Below are 20,857 nucleotides of genomic sequence, written 5' to 3'. Positions count from 1 at the left end.
TCGGCTCCGTCGGGGACTTGTCGCGACGGATCAGTCGCGGCGCCAGCAACACGCCGTCACGTACCGCCAACTGTGCCTCGTCTACCTCGATGGCCGCCGCGACCAGGTCCGGACGCACCTCGCCGTCGACGTCCAGCAGGACGATCCGACCTGGGTTCTCCGATTGCGCGCTGCGCAGCAGACCCCAGGTGGCCGCGGCAGCCAGGTCGGGATTCTCGTCCGGTAGACCCACGCCGTTGCGTGTCACCACGACCAGTCGCGCATCCGCCGCCGCGGGAAGCCGCAGCCATGAGCGCACCTCGGCGAGAACCTCATGTATCCGTCGACGCACAGCGTGCGCCGACGTTGCCTCGTCGGACGCCGCGTCGTCGGCGAACCACACCACCACGTCGGGACGGTCCACCCCAGCGACCTCGCCCAGCTCGGCCAGGTCCGGGTAGCCGACGTCGAACCCGCGCGCCGAGCCGATGACAGCGATCCGCTGGCTTTCGGCATCAGCTCGCGGGCTGTATTCGACAGCGCTCCATTGGATGTCGTAGAGCGCGTGCCGGCCGGCCGACCGGCTCGCGGTCAAGACGCTGCCGCTCACCGGACGCGCCCGCAGCGCCTCGACGGTCATCACGACAGAGCCGCCCTCGTCGCCCAGTTCGAGCACTACGCTGTCGGCTCCACTGCGTCGCAGGCGTACCCGTACGGCCACCGCACCGCGACGGTACAAACGAACGCCGTTGAACGAGAACGGCAACGGCACCTGTCCCGGGGGCAGATCGACGCCCAACTCCTCGACGGCGGCATGCAGCGCAGCGTCCAATAACGCGGGATGGATGCCGAACTCGGCGGCGTCGTCGCCGATCCCCGCGGGCAACCGGACGTCGGCGAACACGTCGTCGCCGTCCCGCCACACACTGGTCACGCCGTGGAACGCCGGCCCGTAATCGAGGCCGCGGGCCGCCAACCGGTCGTACAGTGCGGCACCGAGGGTCGGGTCCACTGTCGGCGGGTCGTCGTCGAACGCGGGCGCGTCGATTGTCACAGCGGCGCCGAGGATGCCGCGTGCATGAGTGGTCCCCGGCGCACCGGCGTCGTCGACCGGACGGGACGCGACGAGGAAGCGTCGCCGCCCATCTTCCTCGGGCGCTTCGACGCTGATCTGCACGTCGACCTCGGCCCGGTCGTCCAGCAACAACGGCGCTTCCAAGACCAATTCGTCGAGGGTGTCGAGACCCACGCGCGCGCCGACCGCCAATGCCAGTTCCACGAAACCCGTTCCCGGCAGCAACGTCGTGCCGAACACGGTGTGATCGGCGATCCACGTCTGCGACGTGGTCGAGAGCCTTCCCGTGAACAGCCACTCGTCTTTGCTCGCCATCGCGATCGCGGCCCCGAGCATCGGGTGATCGATCGACATCAAACCGGCCCGGCCGACATCACCGACGCCATCGGACGGTGACATCCAGTACCGCTCACGTTGGAATGCGTAGGTCGGCAACGCGACTCGGTGCGTCGGCCGGCCGGCGAACCACTTCTCCCATCGTACTTCGAGTCCCGCGACGTCGGCCGCGGTCAGGAACTCGGTGAATCGCACCGTCTCTTCCGCGTCGCGCCGAGCGACGGCGACCACCGCGGACCGGGTTTCGATATCCGGTTCCTCGGCCAAGCATTGACGTGTCATGGCAGCAAGTACGGCGTCCGGGCCCACTTCCAGGAACCGGCGTACACCGGACGAGATGAGCGATTGAACACCTGGCGCGAACCGCACCGCCTGCCGGACCTGACGTACCCAGTACGACGGATCGGTCAGCTCACGCTCGACCAGTTCGCCCGTCACATTGGACACGATCGGCACATTTGGCAGTCGATAACTCAAACCTGCTGCCACCGAGCGAAATTCGGCCAACATCGGATCCATCCGTGCCGAATGGAAGGCATGGCTGACCCGCAACCGGTTCGTCTTACGACCCCGATCGGCGAGCACCCGCTCGATCTCGTCGACGGCCTCCGCGTCGCCGGAGAGCACCACCGACGAGGGACCGTTGACCGCGGCCACCAAGAGCCGAGTTCCGTATCCCGTAATCAGTTCTGCTGCCTCGGCCTCGGCGACTGCGGCCGCCAACATCGCGCCGCCATCCGGCAGTGCGCCCATCAACCGCCCACGGGCCGCCACCAGCGCGCACGCATCCGGCAGCGACCAGACGCCGGCGAGGTAAGCCGCCACCAGTTCGCCAATGGAGTGACCCAGCAGCACATCCGGCGTCGGACCCAGGGACACCACCAGCCGGTACGCCGCCACCTCGAACGCGAACAGCGCCGGCTGGGTGAACTCCGTTCGTGCCAGAAGCGATGCCGCGTCGTCGGTGTCGTCGGCGAACATCAGGTCTTTCAGCGATCGCCCGAGCAGCGGGTCGAAGGCAGCGCACACCTCGTCCAGTGCCGCCGCGAACACCGGGAACACCTCGTACAGTTGCCTGCCCATGCCGGGTCGCTGTGCGCCCTGACCAGTGAACAAGAATGCCGTGCGCCCCGGCTTCGCCGAACCACGCACAACGCGCGGCGCCGACTCGTCCGCAGCGAGGGCCGCCAATCCGGCCAGCAGTTCCTCCCGATCGCGTCCCACGACCGCCCCGCGCCAGTCCATCCGCGCCCGCGACGTCGTGAGCGCGGCGGCGACATCCCACACCTGCGGATCAGGCTTGCCGATCAACCAGTGCCGCAGTCGATCCGCCTGCGCCCGCAGAGCCCGCTCCGATTTCGCCGACACGATCCATGGAACGACATCCGACTCGATATTCGGCCGTACCGCCATCGCCTCGCCGGCGTCGGGGCGCTCGGAGTCGCCTTCGACCGCCGTGGTGACCGGGTCGGCGGGCGCCTCCTCGAGAATCACATGGGCATTGGTCCCGCTCACCCCGAAGGACGACACCCCGGCCCGACGCACCCGCTCACCCGCGGGCCACGCCTGCGCCTCGGTCAACAACCGCACCGAACCCGCCGACCAATCCACATGCGGCGACGGCGCATCCACATGCAACGTCTTCGGCAACACCTCATGCCGCAACGCCTGCACCATCTTGATCACACCACCCACACCCGCCGCAGCCGAAGTGTGACCCACATTCGACTTCAACGAACCCAGCCGCAGCGGGCCGCGCTCACCCCGCTCCCCGTACACACCGATCAGCGCCCGCGCCTCGATCGGATCACCGAGCATCGTGCCCGTTCCGTGCGCCTCCACCGCATCCACATCCGAGGGCGCCAACCCCGCCGCCGCCAACGCCGCGGTGATCACCCGCTCCTGCGACGGACCATTCGGCGCCGTCAAACCATTCGACGCGCCATCCTGATTCACCGCCGACCCACGCACCACCGCCAACACGTCATGACCCAACCGACGCGCATCCGACAACCGCTCCAACACCAACACCCCGAGACCCTCGGAAAAACCGGTCCCATCAGCGGCCGCCGCGAACGCCTTACACCGGCCATCGGGCGACAACGCACGCTGACGCGCGAACGCGATCAACAACGACGGATCCGACATCACCGTCACCCCACCCGCCAACGCCAACGCCACATCACCCTGCCGCAACGCCTGACAGGCCAGATGCAGAGCGACCAACGACGACGAACACGCCGTATCCACCGACATCGTCGGGCCTTTGAAGCCGAAACTGTAGGCCACCCGGCCGGACAACACAGCGTTCGAGACACCGAGGTAGGCGTGCCCTTCGGTTTCGGCGGTGATGGCCGGGGAGCCGACCTTCGGCCCGTAGTGCTGGTGGACGACTCCGGTGAAGACCCCGGTATCGCTGCCGCGCAGCGATACCGGATCGATCCCGGCATCCTCCAACGCCTCCCACGACGCCTCCAACATCAACCGCTGCTGCGGATCCATCGCCGCCGCTTCACGCGGTCCGATCCCGAAAAACGCGGCATCGAAGTCACCGATCGAATCCAGAAAACCACCCTCGCGGGTATAAATCGTGCCCGCCACATCCGGATCCGGATCGAACAACCGCTCCAGATCCCAGCCCCGATCCGACGGATACGCACCCACGGCATCCACACCATCGGTGACCAACCCCCATAAATCCTCTGGCGACCGCACACCACCCGGATACCGACACGCCATACCCACGATCGCAATCGGCTCCCGCGCACGCTCTTCCAATTCCTGGATGTGCCTATTGGCACTGCGCAGGTCGCCGGTGAGTTTGCGCAGATACTGGGTGAGCCGTTCCTCGTTGTTGCTCATGGTCGACCAAACTCCTCATCGATCAGATCAAAAAGCTCACTGGTGGAATGCGCCGCCAGGTCGTCGTATTCGTCGATCCGCCATCGGTCGCCGAGATGGGACCGAAGACGGTCACCGATGCCGAGTAGCGCGGTGACCGTCACGTCGTCGTTGCCGGCGGCGGCGAGGACACGGTCGACCATCGCCTCCAGATGGGCGAGATCGTCGGCCCCCGAGGCAGCGGCGGGTGGCTCAGCGGGAACGGCCAGGCCCAATTGGTCGTGCAGATGCCGAGCCAACTCGAGCGGTGTCGGGTAGTCGTACATCGCGGTCGCCGACACCTGCACTCCGACAGCCGACTTCAACCGGTTGCGGAACTCCATCACACCCAGCGAGTCGAACCCGATATCGCTGAACGGCTTGTCCGGAGCGGCCACTTCGACCTCGGACCCGAGAACGGCCGCTGCCTGGACACTGATCACGTCGAGGAGCACGCGTTCCTGCTCGACTGCCGAGCGGCCGATCAGCCGCGCCGCGAGCGTCGACTGCTCGCTCTTCGCTTCGCTCACGCGGCGGCGCGCCGGCCGGACCAAGCCGCGCATGATCGCGCGCAGCTCATCGGGACCGGCCTCGGCGAGGGCGGTCCGGTCGATCCGGGCAGCCACAAACGTCGACCTGCCGCCTGTCACTGCCGCGTCGAACAGTGCCATGCCTTCGTCGTCACTCAGCGCGTGGAAACCTTCCCGCCGCAATCGGGCGATGTCGGCGGCGCCGAGGGCGCTCGTCATGCCGCTGCTCGCACGCCATGGCGCCCATGCCAGTGAGGTCGCGGGCAAACCAGCCACCATCCGGTCGTGTGCCAACGCATCGAGGAAAACATTGGCCGCCGCGTAATTCGCCTGCCCGGCGCTACCGATCACACCCGCGATCGACGAATACAACACGAACACCGACAGATCGAGATCCTTCGTCGCCTCGTGCAGATTCCACGCCGCATCGACCTTCGGCCGCAAGACGGTGGCGATCTGCTCCGGCGTCATCGTGTCGAACACACCGTCGGCCAGAACACCCGCCGCATGTACAACCCCGGTCAGTGGATGCTGTGGCGGTATCGCCGCCAACACCCCATCCAATGACCTCCGATCGGCCGCATCACAGGCGACCACATCCACATGCGCACCCAATGCGGTCAACTCGTCGACGAGGTCGGCCGCGCCGGGCGCCTGCGAACCACGCCGACTCGCCAACACCAACCGGCGGACACCATGCACGGCCACCAGATGCCGCGCCAGCACCGCACCCAAGCCGCCGGTGGCGCCGGTGATCAGGACCGTACCGTCGGAACGCAACGGGGTCGGTACGGTGAGCACGTTCTTACCGATGTGGCGAGCCTGGCTCAGATACCGGAACGCCTCCGGCGCCTGCCGCAGATCCCACGCGGTGACCGGAGACGCGGTCACCGCGCCGGCGTCGAACAACCCGACCATCGCCGCCAAAATCTCCTGCAACCGATCCGGATTCACATCCAGCAACATGAAGCTGTGGTAGTCCACCCCAGGATGCGCCGTGGCCACCTCGGCCGGATCACGCCGATCGATCATTCCCATCTCGACGAACCGACCACCCCGGGGCAACAGCCGCAGCGAGGCATCCACGAATTCCCCAGCCAGCGAATCCAACACGATATCCACACCACGACCGCCGGTGACCGCACCGAACTTCCGCTCGAAATCCAGACTCCGTGAATCACCGATCTCGGAATCGTCGAAACCGAGATCACGCAATACATTCCACTTCGGCTCACTCGCAGTCACCAACAACCGCAAACCCAGATGCCGCGCAAGCTGAACTGCCGCCAAACCGACTCCGCCGGTGGCCGCATGCAGCAACAATGTCTCACCGGGCTGGGCCGCGGCCAGATCCACGAGGCTGTAGTAAGCGGTCGCGTACACCACCGGCACCGCGGCGGCCTGAGCGAACGACCACCCCAGCGGAATCGGCGCGAGTAGCCGGCGATCGACCACCGCAATCGAACCGATACCCGACACGAAGCCGAATACTCGATCGCCCGGCGCGAATTCGGTCACATCGGGCGCGACCTCGAGCACAACCCCGGAACCCTCGCCGCCGATTCGGGCATTCGGAACGGGGTAGGTACCGAGCGTGACGAGCACGTCTCGGAAGTTGAGACCGACCGCCCGCATACTCACCCGAACCTGCCCCGACGACAACGGCTTCAGCCCGCCCGGATCCCCGCTCACCCCGAAGTTGTCGCCGGTCAGCGTGCCCTTACCGTGCAACGTCAAAGTCCACGGCGCCATATCGGAGCCCGTGAACCCGAGCAGGCCCGCATCATGGCGGGTCAGCCGCGGCGCGTGTGCCGCGCCGCGCCGCAGCGCCAACTGCGGTTCGCCCTCGAAACCCGACGCCAGCGCGACAGCATGCCGGTAGTCGGCCCAGTCGTCGACATCGACCAGGAGAATCCGATCCGGATGCTCGCTCTGTGCTGTCCGCAGCAAACCCCACGCCGCCGCAGTGGCCGAGTCGACCGACTCACCAGGATGCACTGCCACCGCCTGCCGGGTCACCACGACGATCATCCCGGTCCGCGGCAACAACCGCTGCACCCGCGCCGTCAGCGCGGTCAGTGAATCCCGCACCACCACAGGGAGATCGCGGTCATCCGGACTATCGGCGGCGGGAACGAAAGTCGCCGCGTCGATCCGCAATACGGTCGCGGTCGTGCCTGCGATCGTGACCGTTTCGATGTCCTCGGCCGCGCGCCAGGAGTCGACCACGGTCGGGTCGCTCGAAGGCGTGGGGAGCGCCACCCAGTCCACGTGATAGCCGACGTCGTCGAGCCGGGAATGCGCCGAACCGAGCGAATCGGCAGACAGTGGGCGCAGCGTCAGCGCACCCACCTCGGCCACAGCGACACCTGAGGTGTCGGCGAGGGTGACCGTGATCCGATCCCCATCTGGCACCGAGCCGGTCACCGCCGCGCGAACCCGCAATGCGGTCGCTCCGGTCGCGTACAACGTCACGTTCTCCCACGAGTACGGGACCGCTATCGCACCGACCTGGGTATCCGGAAGCAGCCCGCCGAGCAGCACCGCGTGCAGTGCGGCGTCCAGCAAGGCCGGGTGCAGACCGCATTGCGCGGCTTCCGATCGAAGGGACTCCGGCAACGTGATCTCCGCGAACACCGCACCATCGGCCTGCCACAGTGCGGTCAACCGTTGGAACGCCGGTCCGTACTCGTAACCCTGTACGGCCAGCTCCGGGTAGGCATCGTCGACGGCGATCGGCGTGGCACCATTCGGCGGCCAGCTGGTGAGATCGCCCGCCGCGGACGCTTCCGATCGAGTGGTGACCGTCGCGACGGCGTGCCGGACCCACTGTTCGGAATCGTCACCGGGTACGTGCGAGTAGATCGACACCGTCCGGGCGCTGGTGTCGTCGGGTCCGCTCGCCACCACACGCAGTTCGACCGCCCCCGTGGACGGCACCGACAACGGCGCCTCGATCACCAATTCCGCCAGTTGCGGGCACTGCACCATCGTTCCCACGTGCAACGCCAATTCCACGAAGGCGGCACCGGGCAACAAGGTCACACCGGCAATAGTGTGATCGGCCAGCCAGGCATGTCCGGACTGCGACAACCTGCCGGTGAACACCACCTCCGCGGAATCCGGCAGTCGCACCATCGCGGCGAGCAGCGGATGTTCCGCGTCGTCCAGCCCCGACTGCCACAGGTCCGGCGAGCCGACCGGCGGCAACCAATACCATTGGTGTTGGAAGGCATACGTGGGTAGCGACACCCGCTGCACCGAGCGACCCACGAACAACGGCGTCCAATCCATGGACACTCCCGCCACGTGGACTCGCGCGAGCGCGGAGATGAACTGAGTCGGCTCGTCGATCGCACGACGAGTGGTCGCGACCACCGTCGAGCGGGCCTCGACGTCCGGGTGCTCGGCGAGGCACTGCCGCGTCATCGCGGCCAGCACGGCATCCGGTCCAATCTCCACGAACCGACGCACACCCGCGGTGACCAGGGTGTCGATTCCCGGCGCGAACCGCACACAACCACGCACCTGCGCAACCCAATACTCCGGATCGGTCATCTCGTCGCCGACCACGACACCCGAGACATTCGACACGATCGGGACGGTCGGCGGGTGATAGGTCAATCCTTGTGCCACGCCGCGGAACTCATCGAGCATCGGTTCCATCAACTCCGAATGGAAGGCATGACTCACCCGCAACCGGGAGGTCTTCACTCCCGCCGCGGCGAGCTCGGCCTCGATCTCGGCGATCGCGGACGCGTCCCCGGACAGCACCACCGACGACGGGCCGTTCACCGCCGCCAACGACACCCGGCCGTCGAACTCGGCGAGCACTGTGGCCGCGCGATCCTCGCTCACCCCTGCCGCCAGCATCGCTCCACCGGCGGGCAGCGCCCCCATCGACCGTCCGCGCGCGACCACCAAGGCACACGCATCCGGCAACGACCACACACCCGCCACGTACGCGGCGGCCAGCTCGCCGATCGAATGTCCGATCAGCATGTCCGGCACCACACCGAACGACTCGATCAGCCGGAACAACGCCACCTCGAACGCGAACAACGCGGGCTGCGTGAACTCCGTGCGGCTGACAAGGTCCGCATTGCTCGGATCGAACACCAGATCCTTCAACGACCGTGCCAGCAACGGATCGATGTGTGCGCACACCTCGTCGAACGCCGCCGCGAACACGCCGAAGGCCGCGTACAGCCCCGCGCCCATCCCAGCCTGTTGTGCCCCTTGACCGGTGAACAGAAACGCCGCCTTGCCCGAACCCACCGTCGCCTCGACGGTGTTCGGCGAGCCCGCCGCCAGCTCGGCCAGACCGGCCAGCAGCTCGTCCCGGTCGTGTCCGACGACCGCGCCACGCCGATCCAGTTGCGCACGGAAGGTCACCAGGGAATGCGCGATATCCCACACGTCCGCGTCGGGTTCGTCGATCACCCACTGCCGCAGTCGACTCGCTTGTGCTCGCAAACCGGCCTCGGAACTCGCCGATACGATCCATGGCACGGCGACCGGGTTGTCGTGGCGATCCGCGGGCGGAGACGACGGGACTCGACGGGCCGGCGCCTCCTCCAGGATGACGTGGGCGTTGGTACCGCTGATGGCGAACGACGACACTCCGGCACGACGGACTCGCCCGTTGCGTGGCCACGGTCGGGCCTCGGTCAACAGCTCGACGGTGCCCGCCGACCAGTCCACATACGGGCTCGGTTCATCCACATGCAGTGTCTTCGGCAGAATTTCATGCCGCATCGCCTGAACCATCTTGATCACACCACCGACACCGGCGGCGGCGACGGTATGGCCGATGTTGGATTTGATCGACCCGATCCGCAGTGGTTCGGTCCGGTCGTTCCCGTAGGCATTGATCAATGCCTGTGCTTCGATCGGATCACCCAAGGTCGTTCCGGTTCCGTGCGCCTCGACCGTATCGATGTCCGCCGGCTCCAACCCGGCACTGGCCAGTGCCGCCGCGATAACCCGCTCCTGCGACGGGCCATTCGGCGCGGTCAACCCGTTGCTCGCGCCATCCTGATTCACCGCCGACCCACGCACCAGCGCCAAGACGTTGTGTCCCAGGCGTTGGGCGTCGGAGAGCCGCTCGAGCACCAGCACGCCGACACCCTCGGAGAATGCGACACCGTCGGCCGCGGCCGAGAAAGACTTGCAGCGTCCGTCCGATGCGAGACCGCGCTGCCGCGCGAAGTCGACGGACAGATACGGGCTGGCGGCGACCGTCACTCCGCTCGCCATCGCCAGCGAGGTCTCGCCCTGGCGCAGCGCGTGGCAAGCCTGATGCAGCGTAACCAGGGACGTCGAGCATGCGGTATCGGTGGTGACTGCGGGCCCCTCCAGGCCGAAGACATACGACACCCGACCGGAGATCACGGCGTGCGTGGTGCCGGTCAGCCGGTAGCCCTCCAGATCACCGGTCACCCGATCGAAATAGCCCGAGTAGCACGCGCCCGCGAATACCCCGGTGTCGCTGCCGCGCAACGAGACGGGGTCGATGCCCGCGTTCTCCAGCGCCTCCCAGGACGCTTCCAGCAACAGTCGTTGCTGCGGATCCATCGCGGACGCCTCCCGCGGACCGATGCCGAAGAAGCCGGCGTCGAACTCGCCGGCGTCGTCGAGGAATCCGGCGCGACGCGCATAGACGGTGCCAGGCGTGTCCGGATCGTCGTCGAACAGCCGTTCCAGATCCCACCCGCGATCCGACGGGAACTCGCCGGTCGCGTCGACCCCGGAGACGAGAAGATTCCAGAGTTCATCCGGCGACGTCACACCGCCGGGGAACCGGCAGCTCATTCCGACGATGGCGATAGGTTCGTCCGCCCTGATCCTGCGCACCACCTTTTTGGTGGGTTCAACCGCCGCCTGCGGCTCGATTTTGGACTGCACCAGTTTCGCCACCGCGGTCGCGGTCGGATAGTCGAACACCAAAGTCGACGGCAACGGCACACCCGTGGCCTTGCCCAACCGGTTACGGAACTCGACACCCGTGAGTGAATCGAAACCCAACTCCGTGAACGCCGCCGCCGGATCGATCATGTCCCCGGACTCGTGCCCGAGACTGGCAGCGACGTGATCCCGGACGACGGCGAGCACTATGTCCGGGCGGTCGGCTTCGAGGGCGCCGGCGAGCCGGTTGGCCAGCGATCCCACGCTGCCGGCGCGGCGAGCCCCCACCGCGACCAACGAGCTGAGCGCTCTGTGCAGCGACCCCGAAGCGGCCTCCGCGGTAAGCGCGGCCACATCGAGTCGCACACCGGCACTCGTCGGGTGACCGGCGGCGAAGGCCGCGTCCAGCAACGACATCGCATAGTTCGCTTCGAGCGGAACCATTCCCAAACGTCGCATGCGCGCGAAGTCGGCTTCGGCGATGGTGGTGGTCATGCCGCTCGTCGCCGACCACGGACCCCACGCCACCGACGTCGCGGGCAGCCCGGCACGGTGCCGGTAGTGGGCCACAGCATCCAAAAACGCATTCGCCGCCGCGTAGTTGGACTGTCCGGGGAAGCCGAGGACGCCCGAGATCGAGGAATACAGCACGAACATCGACAGATCGAGATCCTTGGTCGCCTCGTGCAGATTCCACGCGGCATCGACCTTGGGCCGCAACACCGTCTCGAACTGCTCCGGCGTCAGGTCCGCGAGCAGACCATCGGCCAACACGCCAGCCGCGTGCACGACGCCGGTCAACGGATACTGTGCTGGAATAACCGACAGCAGCCCATCCAGCGCTTCCCGGTCGGCCACGTCGCACGCCACAACATCCACATGTGCACCGAGCGCGACCAATTCGGCCGCGAGAGCTGCGGCCCCGTCGGCGTCGAGTCCGCGCCTGCTGGCCAATATCAACCTCCGCGCACCGAGTTCGACGACGAAATGTCGAGCCGCCACCGCACCCAGCCCACTCGTGCCACCGGTGATCAGAACCGTTCCGTCCGAACGCAATGGCGATGGCATGGTGAGCACGTTCTTGCCGATGTGCCGGGCCTGGCTGAGGTACCGGAAGGCCTCCGGTGCGTGGCGCACATCCCACGCGGTGACCGGGGGCAGCGCCAACGCACCGGTATCGAACAGGCCGACGAGGATGTGCAGAATCTCGCACAACCGGTCGGAGCTGATCTCGTTGAGATGGAAACCCCGGTACTGCACGCCAGGGTGCTGCTCGGCGACCTCGCCAGGGTCGCGACGATCGATCAATCCCATCTCGAGGAAGCGGCCGCCACCGGCCAACAACCGCAATGAAGCATCCACGAATTCACCAGCCAGCGAATCGAGAACGATGTCGACGCCGCGCCCGTCGGTGACCTCCAGAAACTTTCGCTCGAATTCCAGCGTGCGCGAATCAGCGATGACCGAATCATCGAATCCCATATCGCGTAACACATCCCATTTGGGTCGGCTCGCAGTCACCAGCAAGCGCAGTCGCAGATGACGCGCCAACTGGACAGCCGCCACACCCACCCCACCGGTCGCCGCGTGCAGCAGCAACGTCTCGTCGGGTTTCGCGTCGGCCAAATCGACCAGACCGTAGTACGCCGTGACATACACCACCGGCACCGCGGCGGCCTGCGCGAACGACCAACCTCGTGGCATCCGGGCCAGCAGCCTGCGGTCCGCGACCGCGACCGAGGCGATATCCGACAGGAATCCGAAGACTCGGTCACCGGGAGCGAACTCGGTGACATCGGGCGCCACCTCCAGCACCACGCCCGCTCCCTCGGCGCCGATGGTGGCGCCCACGTCCGGATACATCCCCAAGGCGATCAGCACGTCACGGAAGTTCATGCCCGCCGCGCGCACACCCACCCGAACCTGACCGGGCCCGAGCGCATCCAACGCGGTGGGCGTCTCGATCAGGGCCAGGTTGTCACCGGTCAGAGTGCCCTTGCCGAGCTGAGTCAACGCCCACGCCGGAGCGCGTAGCAGGTCACTCCCACCCACGAGGTCGACGACTTCGGGGCTCAGACGCGCCGCATGTGCCACACCGTGCCGCACGGCCACCTGAGGCTCGTCCGCGACGGCCAACACCGCAGCGACAGCGGCGCGGTAGTCCTGCCAGCGGTCCACGTCGACGAGCACGATCCGGCCGGGGTTCTCATTCTGACCGCTACGCAGCAGACCCCACACGGCCGCACCCACAAGATCCACCGGGTCGCCATAGTCCAACGCGACCGCGAGTCTGGTCACCACGACGATCCGCTCGTGCAGCGCCAGGAGTTCACCCACTCGTGCCGCCAATCCGACGAGCCGACCGCGAACCACACCCGGCACGGCCTCATCCGCGGACTCGTCCGCGACTCGCACTACGGCCACCGACGTGCCGTCGACGACGACCGTCTCGTCCTCGTCCGTGTGCACCCACTGCTCGTCCGTGACGAGATCACCCGGGTTCGGCGCCGTCAACGGAACCCACCGCAGTTGGTGCAGTTTGCTATTCGGAGGCGAGGTGGCGCCGAGGGTGCCGAGGGCGACCGGACGCAGGGTCACAGTAGCGACCTCGACAACCGGCGCGTTCTGCGAGTCGAGGAGCGTCAGCATGACCTGATGGCTTCCCGTTCCGGGCTCCGCCGCCACGACCCGAACCCGCGCCGACGCGGCACCGACAGCGTGGATGTCGACGTTCTCCCAGGAATAGGGCACCAGGATCTCGCCAGGTGCGGCGGGGTCGGTCAATCCGCCGAGCAGGACCGCGTGCAAGGCCGCATCCAACAATGCCGGGTGCACTCCGAACCTGCCCGCCGAGACCTGCGCCTGGTCCGGCAGATCCAGCTCGGCGAAGACCTCGTCGCCGCGCCGCCAGAGCGCGGTCAGCCCTTGGAAGACTGGTCCGTAGCGGTAACCGCGCGCGGCCAACTCCGTGTAGACATCACCGATGGGCACCGGCGACGCTTCGACCGGCGGCCAGTCCTCTGTCAGCGCCGTCAGCCCGGCCCACGACGACGGTACCTGCGCGCCAAGAGTTCCCGTCGCATGGCGAACCCACTCCGCTCGATCCGGTTCCCCAGTGTGTTGCGGGCGCGAATACACCGACACGACTCGTGAACCCGCATCATCGGGTCCGGCCGCCATCACCCGCAACTCGACGGCACCCACGGACGGCACGATCAACGGCTTGGCCACGACCAGTTCGGCCAGTCGCGGACTACCGACCAGTGCCCCGACATGCAATGCCAACTCCACGAACGCCGTCCCTGGCACCAGGACTGCGCCGCCGACCACATGGTCGGCCAACCACGGGTGGCTCGACAACGACAGCCTCCCGGTCAGCACCACCCCGTCGGAGTCCGGCAGCCAGACCGCCGCACCCAACAGTGGATGATCCGCGACCTCCAGGCCCGACGCCCGGACGTCGCCCGAGCCTTCGGCGGCCAGCCAATACCGCTGGTGCTGGAACGCGTACGTCGGCAACCCAACCCGACGCACCCCACGACCGGCGAACAACAGCCCCCAATCCACCCGCACACCCGCCACATGAGCCTGTGCCAAGGACGTCACCAACTGCGTCGTCTCACCAGTCGAACGCCGTGATACCGCCACCACCGACGACAGCGGCTCGACTTCCGGATGCCGCACCAAACACGCGCGAACCAGCGCAGTCAACACCGCATCCGGACCCACCTCGACAAACCGCCGCACACCCGCGTTCACGAGGACATCCACACCGGGCGCGAACCGGACGCAGCCGCGCACTTGTTGTACCCAGTACTCCGGGTCGCACACCGCGTCCCCGGCCGGCTCTCCGGACACGTTCGACACAATCGGCAGTTTCGGTTGCTCATACATGATGCCGGCAGCCACGGAACGGAATTCGGCCAACATCGGATCCATCCGCGCGGAATGGAAAGCATGGCTGACCCGCAAACGATTCGTTTTGATCCCCGCACCGGAGAGCCGGTTGTCGATCTGATCGATGACCTCGTCATCCCCGGACAACACCGTCGAGGACGGCCCGTTCACCGCCGCGATCGATACGCGATCACCGAATTCGGCGGCGATATCCGTCGCTCGCTGTTCGTCGACCGCCACAGCGAGCATCGCGCCGCCCGCCGGCAACGCACCCATCAGCCGACCCCGCGCCGCTACCAACGCACACGCATCCGGCAACGACCACACGCCGGCCACATAGGCTGCGGCCAATTCGCCGATCGAATGCCCGATCACCACATCAGGAGCCATGCCGAACGACTCCAGCAGGCGGAACAACGCGACCTCGAACGCGAACAATGCCGGCTGCGTCCACTCGGTCCGATCCAATGATCCGTCGGTATCGACGAACATCAGATCTTTCAAAGATCCACCGAGCAGGGCATCGAACTGGTCACACACCTCGTCCAAGGCCGACGCGAATACCGGGAACGCCTGATACAGGTCCGCACCCATTCCGGTCCGCTGCGCACCTTGACCGGTGAACAGGAACGCCGTCTTACCAGCGACGGTCTGACCCTCGACAACGCGAGACGATCCCGACTCGGCGACGAGGTCCGACAGGCCGGCCAGCAACTCCTCCCGGTCGGTGCCGACGACCGCTCCTCGATGAGCGAGGTGCGCACGGGCGTGCGCCAAGGAGTACGCGGCGCTGCGCATATCGATGTCGGGCCGGTCGATCAGCCACTGCCGCAAGCGATCGGCCTGTGCGCGCAGCGCGTCGTCGGACTTCGCTGAAATCAGCAGCGCGACCACCTCGGTGGCCACGACGGGCGCGTCCGCGCCGGTAGCGCTGTCGTCCACGAAAGTTGTGCTGGACGGGGCTTCTTCGACGATCACGTGCGCGTTGGTACCGCTGATCCCGAACGACGAGATGCCCGCCCGGCGTACCCGGTCAGCCGCTGGCCACGGCTCGGCCTCGGTCAGCAACCGAACCGACCCCGACGACCAATCCACATGCGGTGTCGGCGCATCCACGTGCAACGTCTTCGGCAGCATTTCGTGCCGCAACGCCTGAACCATCTTGATCACACCACCTACACCGGCTGCGGTGACCGCATGGCCGATGTTCGACTTCACCGACCCGATCCGCAGCGGCTGCTCGCGATCCTGCCCGTAGGTGGCGATCAGTGCTTGCGCCTCGATCGGATCGCCCAACGTCGTCCCGGTGCCGTGTGCCTCGACCGCGTCCACGTCCGAAGGATCCAACCCGGCAGCCGCCAGCGCGGCCATGATCACTCGCTCCTGCGAGGGACCGTTCGGTGCGGTCAAACCATTGCTGGCACCGTCCTGATTGATCGCGCTACCACGCACCACCGCCAACACGGTGTGGCCCAAGCGTTGCGCATCCGACAACCGCTCGACCACCAGCACCCCGACCCCCTCCGACCACGTCACACCATCGGCGGCAGCGGCGAACGCCTTGGAGCGTCCGTCCGGCGCCAACCCCCGCTGGCGAGCGAAGTCGACGTACAGGCTCGGGTTCACCGACACGCTGACACCACCCGCCAGGGCCAGCGACGTCTCGCCCTGGCGCAGCGCTTGGCAGGCGAGATGCAGCGCGACCAGCGACGACGAACATGCGGTGTCGACTGTTACCGCAGGCCCTTCCAGCCCGAAGACGTATGCGACGCGGCCGGATATCACGCTCTGTGACGTTCCGGTCAAACGGAAGCCTTCGTACGAGCCGGTCACCCCCTGCGAGTAGCCGGACTCCCAGGCGCCGATATACACGCCCGTGTCGGTGTGGCGCAGCACGGTGGGGTCGATCCCCGCGTCCTCCAACGCTTCCCAGGAGACTTCCAACATCAGCCGCTGCTGCGGATCCATCGCCGCCGCCTCCCGCGGGCCGACGCCGAAAAATCCCGCGTCGAAAGCCGCCGCGTCGGAGAGGAATCCGCCTTCCCGGGTGTAGACGGTGCCCGGCTTGTCCGGGTCTGGATCGAACAACCGCGCCAGATCCCAACCGCGGTCGGACGGAAACGGAGTAATCGCGTCATTGCCCTCAGCGACCAGGTTCCACAGATCCTCGGCCGATTCGACGCCACCGGGAAAACGGCATCCGATGCCGACGATCGCGATCGGCTCGTCCGAACGAGTGCGACGCGCCACCCGTCGAGCCTCGAGTTGCACACCTTCCAGCCGCGAACGCACCAGACGTGCCGCCGCCACCGGAGTCGGATAGTCGAATATCAGCGTCGTCGGCAACTCCGCTCCGGTCGCCGCCACCAGCAGATTCCGTAACTGGTGCCCGCTGAGCGAATCGAACCCGAACGCGGTGAACGGCCGATCCGGATGAATTGCCTGCGCCGATTCATGACCAAGCACCGCCGCGGCCTGCTCGGCCACTACCGCGAGCACCAGCGCGTCACGTTCGTGTTCGGGAGCCGCGAGCAACCGGGAGGCCAGCGGACCTGCCGCGACAGCGCGACGACGACGAGGCGCAGAAGTAGTGCGCTGGACCGACTGTGACCGGCGCAGTCCGTTCTGGCCACCATGATCAGACCGATCTGTCGGCGTGAACTCGGCCGGTTCGACCAGTTCGACCACCAGTCGCTTGATCGTCAGGATCGGCTGACCGTCTTCGGCGACAGCTGTCACCCGATGGGTGTCCGCGCTCACTTGGTCGATTCGGACCCGCGCCGCTTCCGCGCGGCCGCGGTCCAGTCGAATATCGCCGAACGACAAAGGCACCGGCACACCGCCGGTCGAACCCAGCCGGTCCAGAAGGGTGTGCAATATCGCGTCCAGCAATGCCGGATGAACGCCGAACCCCTCGGTTCGATCATCGACGCTATCGTCGAGCGAAACTTCGGCGAACACGTCGCGACCACGTCGCCAGGCCGCCGTGACACCCTGAAACGCCACACCGTAGTCGAAGCCACGCTCGGCCAGCCGGTCGTACAGTTCCCCGACCGACACCGACTCGGCCGCGGCAGGCGGCCAGTCACCATCCGACCAGGACGGGGCTTCGTCGGTGTGCGCGGCGAGAATTCCTGTCGCGATGGACTGCCACTGCGAGGTTTCGCCGTCAGGGCGGGCGTGCATCGTGAATGCGCGTCGCGCGTGGTCGTCCGATGCCGCGACGCTCACTTGGATGTCCATGGCGGCGGCCCGTAGCGGCAGGGACGCGGACAGCCGCAATTCCGCTACCGACCCGGCACCCAGTTGCGCAGCCACACTCAACGCGGCATCGAGCCAGACGGCGGCGGGGACCGCCGTCGACCCGAAGATCGCGTGGTCGGCAAGCCACGGGTGAGTATCCATGGTGAGGCGACCGGTGAAGAGCCATTCATCTCGACCGGCCACCGGCACGGCGGCACCGAGGATCGGATGATCGGACGGGATCAGCCCAAGGCGTCGCACATCGCGCGGACCGCGGCCGACGATGGCCCTCGGTGTCCAGCACTGCCGCCGTTGGAACGCATAGGTCGGCAGGTCCACGCGGCCGGCGGGCGCAGCCAACACCTCCGGTGTCACGTCGACGCCGAGGCAATGGGCACCCGTCAACGCCGCAGCGAAGTGTTGCAGACCGCCCTGGCCACGCCGCAGCGTCCCGATGACGGCCACCTGATCGGCTTTGCCGATCGAGTCCGCCGTCACTTCGATGGCCGTGGACACCACCGGGTGTGGGCTGGTCTCGATGAACGCGGTCATCCCGGCCCGCATCAACGCCTCGATCGCCTCAGCGAACCGCACCGGCTTCCGCAGCCCCCGATACCAATATTCGGCATCCAAGTCCACGGTGTCCACGAACTGCGCGGTCACTGTCGAAAAGAACGGGACCGAACCTGGTCTCGGCCGAATCGCCGCCAAGTCGTCCAGCACTCGATCGCGGATCCGCTCCACCGCCGCCGAATGCGACGCATAGTCGACCGGAATCTGTTTCGCCCATACTCCGTCGGCCGCGCACCCGGCGAGAAACGCGGCCAGCGCGGCGGATTCGCCCGACACCACGGTCTGCCCGGGTCCATTCACCGCGGCGACCGACAAGCGATCACCGAAAACCGCCAACCGGTCGGCCACCACGTCCGCCGCCAGACCGACCGACGCCATACCTCCCGAACCCGCCAGCACCTCCGCGACGGCTCGCGAACGCACCGCGACCACCCGCGCCCCGTCTGCCAACGACAGTCCGCCGGCCACCACCGCGGCCGCGATCTCTCCCTGCGAATGCCCCACCACCGCAGCCGGTTCCACCCCGCCAGCCCGCCACAAGCGCGCCAGCGACACCAACATCGCGAACAAGACCGGCTGCACGACATCGACCCGATCCAGCGATGCCGCATCCGTCTCCCCCCGCAACACCTCCGTCAACGACCAGTCCACGAACGGCGCCAACGCCGCCTCACATTCCGCGATCGACTCCGCGAACACCCCCCCGGACGCCAACAACTGCGCACCCATCCCCACCCATTGACTCCCCTGCCCCGGAAAAACGAAAACCACTCGGCGGGCGCGGGCCCGACCCAGCACCGTGGAAGGCATACCCGTCAGCGCCTCCGCTGCCGGGTCCACCAGCGTGGCCAGCCCGGCACGCATCGCCTCGGCATCGTGCCCGACCACCGCACCTCGCCACTCCAGCGGCGTACGGGTATGGATGAGCGAATACGCGACGTCGGCGATGCCGGCTCGCGGGTGATCAGCCAACCAGTCCTGCAACCGAACAGCCTGCTCCCGCAATGCCTCCCGGCTCTGCCCGGACAGCACCAGCGCCAGCGGCCGCGAACTGTCCGACGTTGCGCTCGCTTCGCCCGCGACTACGGCGGGAGCTTCCTCCAGAATCACATGCGCGTTCGTGCCACCCATCCCGAACGACGACACCCCCGCCCGTCGCAGCGCTGCGGTAGACCACTGCTCCGTCTCGGTCTGCACTCGCAATCCCAGCGCTTCGAGCGGGATCCGCGGATTGGGCGTGTGAAAGTTCAGACTCGGTGCCAGTTGTCGATGTCGCAGGCATAACGCGGTTTTGATCAGGCTCGCGATCCCCGCGGCGCCTTCCAGATGTCCGATATTGGTCTTGACCGAACCGACAACCAGCGGCGTGTCGTCGCGCCGGCTGACGCCGTAGGCCTCGCCCAGAGCCTGCGCCTCCACCGGATCACCCGCGAGCGTGCCGGTACCGTGCAGTTCCACATAGTGCACCGACGCGGGTGCTACATCCGCGGCCGCGAGCGCCGCACGAATCACACTCGTCTGCGCAGCTACGCTGGGCGCACTCAATACTTGGCGCTCGTTGCCGCTGTTGACCGCACTCCCGCGGATCACGGCGTAGATCCGGTCACCATCGGCGACCGCGCGCGCCAACGGTTTGAGCACGACGATGCCGCCACCTTCACCGCGAACCGTGCCATCCGCGCGTTCGTCGAACGTATAGCACTTTCCTGACGGCGAATGCGCACCGAACTGCTCGTAACGCTCGCCGCTCAACGGCGAAAGTATCAAATTCAGACCGCCCGCGAGGGCCACGTCACATTCCCCGCCGCGCAACGATTCGCACGCCAAATGCACTGCGACCAACGACGACGACTGTCCACTGTCGACGACTATGCTCGGGCCGGTGAATCCGTAATGATTCGAGATCCGGTTGGCAACGACTCCCCGACCGACCCCCCACAACGAATGCCGTCCGACACCCGGTTTACCCTGCGCCGCCACGACTTCGGCGAAATCGGTGCCGATGCTACCCAGAAAGACTCCCGCCCGCGCACCGTCTCGATCACGATAGCCCGCGTCTTCCAACGCCTCCCAGCTCAGCTCGAGTCCCAACAGCTGCTGTGGATCGATCGACCGCGCCTCGGTCGGTGGCACACCGAAGAAATCGGCGTCGTACTCCGATGCCGAATCGAGGAATCCAGCCGTCTCGTCGATCCCCGCCCGGTCGGCGGGGGCGGACCCGATCGCGTCACGACCGTCGCGCAGCAGCAGCCAATACTTGTCCAGATCGGAAGCGCCCGGCATCCTGCACGACATTCCGATAATAGCGATCTCATTTATTGATGCGACCATCGAATTTCCTCTATCTCGCCTCATCCGACGCCAAGCACTGCGATGTCGCGCTGACGAATGTCAGCAGTCGAATCAGCCGCCACCGCAGCAGTACCGGCGGTTTGTC

Annotated in this window: 2 protein-coding genes (1 of these 2 running past the window's edge); both read right to left on the bottom strand. The window is 66.9% G+C overall.

Annotated features, from left to right (window positions below; translation table 11 throughout):
• Positions 1-4,252, bottom strand: the 5' portion of a protein-coding gene (locus tag AB0C34_RS08565; protein WP_357068968.1) for a type I polyketide synthase. Its footprint begins 6,578 nt before the window's first position; only the first 4,252 of its 10,830 coding nucleotides appear in the window; its start codon is at positions 4,250-4,252; its stop codon lies off the left edge, out of view.
• A complete protein-coding gene (locus AB0C34_RS08560) occupies positions 4,249-20,751 on the bottom strand; it encodes an SDR family NAD(P)-dependent oxidoreductase (RefSeq protein ID WP_357068966.1) in 16,503 nt (5,500 codons plus the stop codon). The genes AB0C34_RS08565 and AB0C34_RS08560 overlap by 4 nt, the downstream gene beginning before the upstream one ends.
• Positions 20,752-20,857 lie beyond the last annotated feature (106 nt).

The organism is Nocardia sp. NPDC049220 (genome assembly GCF_040647855.1).
Taxonomy (GTDB): domain Bacteria; phylum Actinomycetota; class Actinomycetes; order Mycobacteriales; family Mycobacteriaceae; genus Nocardia.
This window is presented reverse-complemented; position numbering and strand designations above follow the sequence as displayed.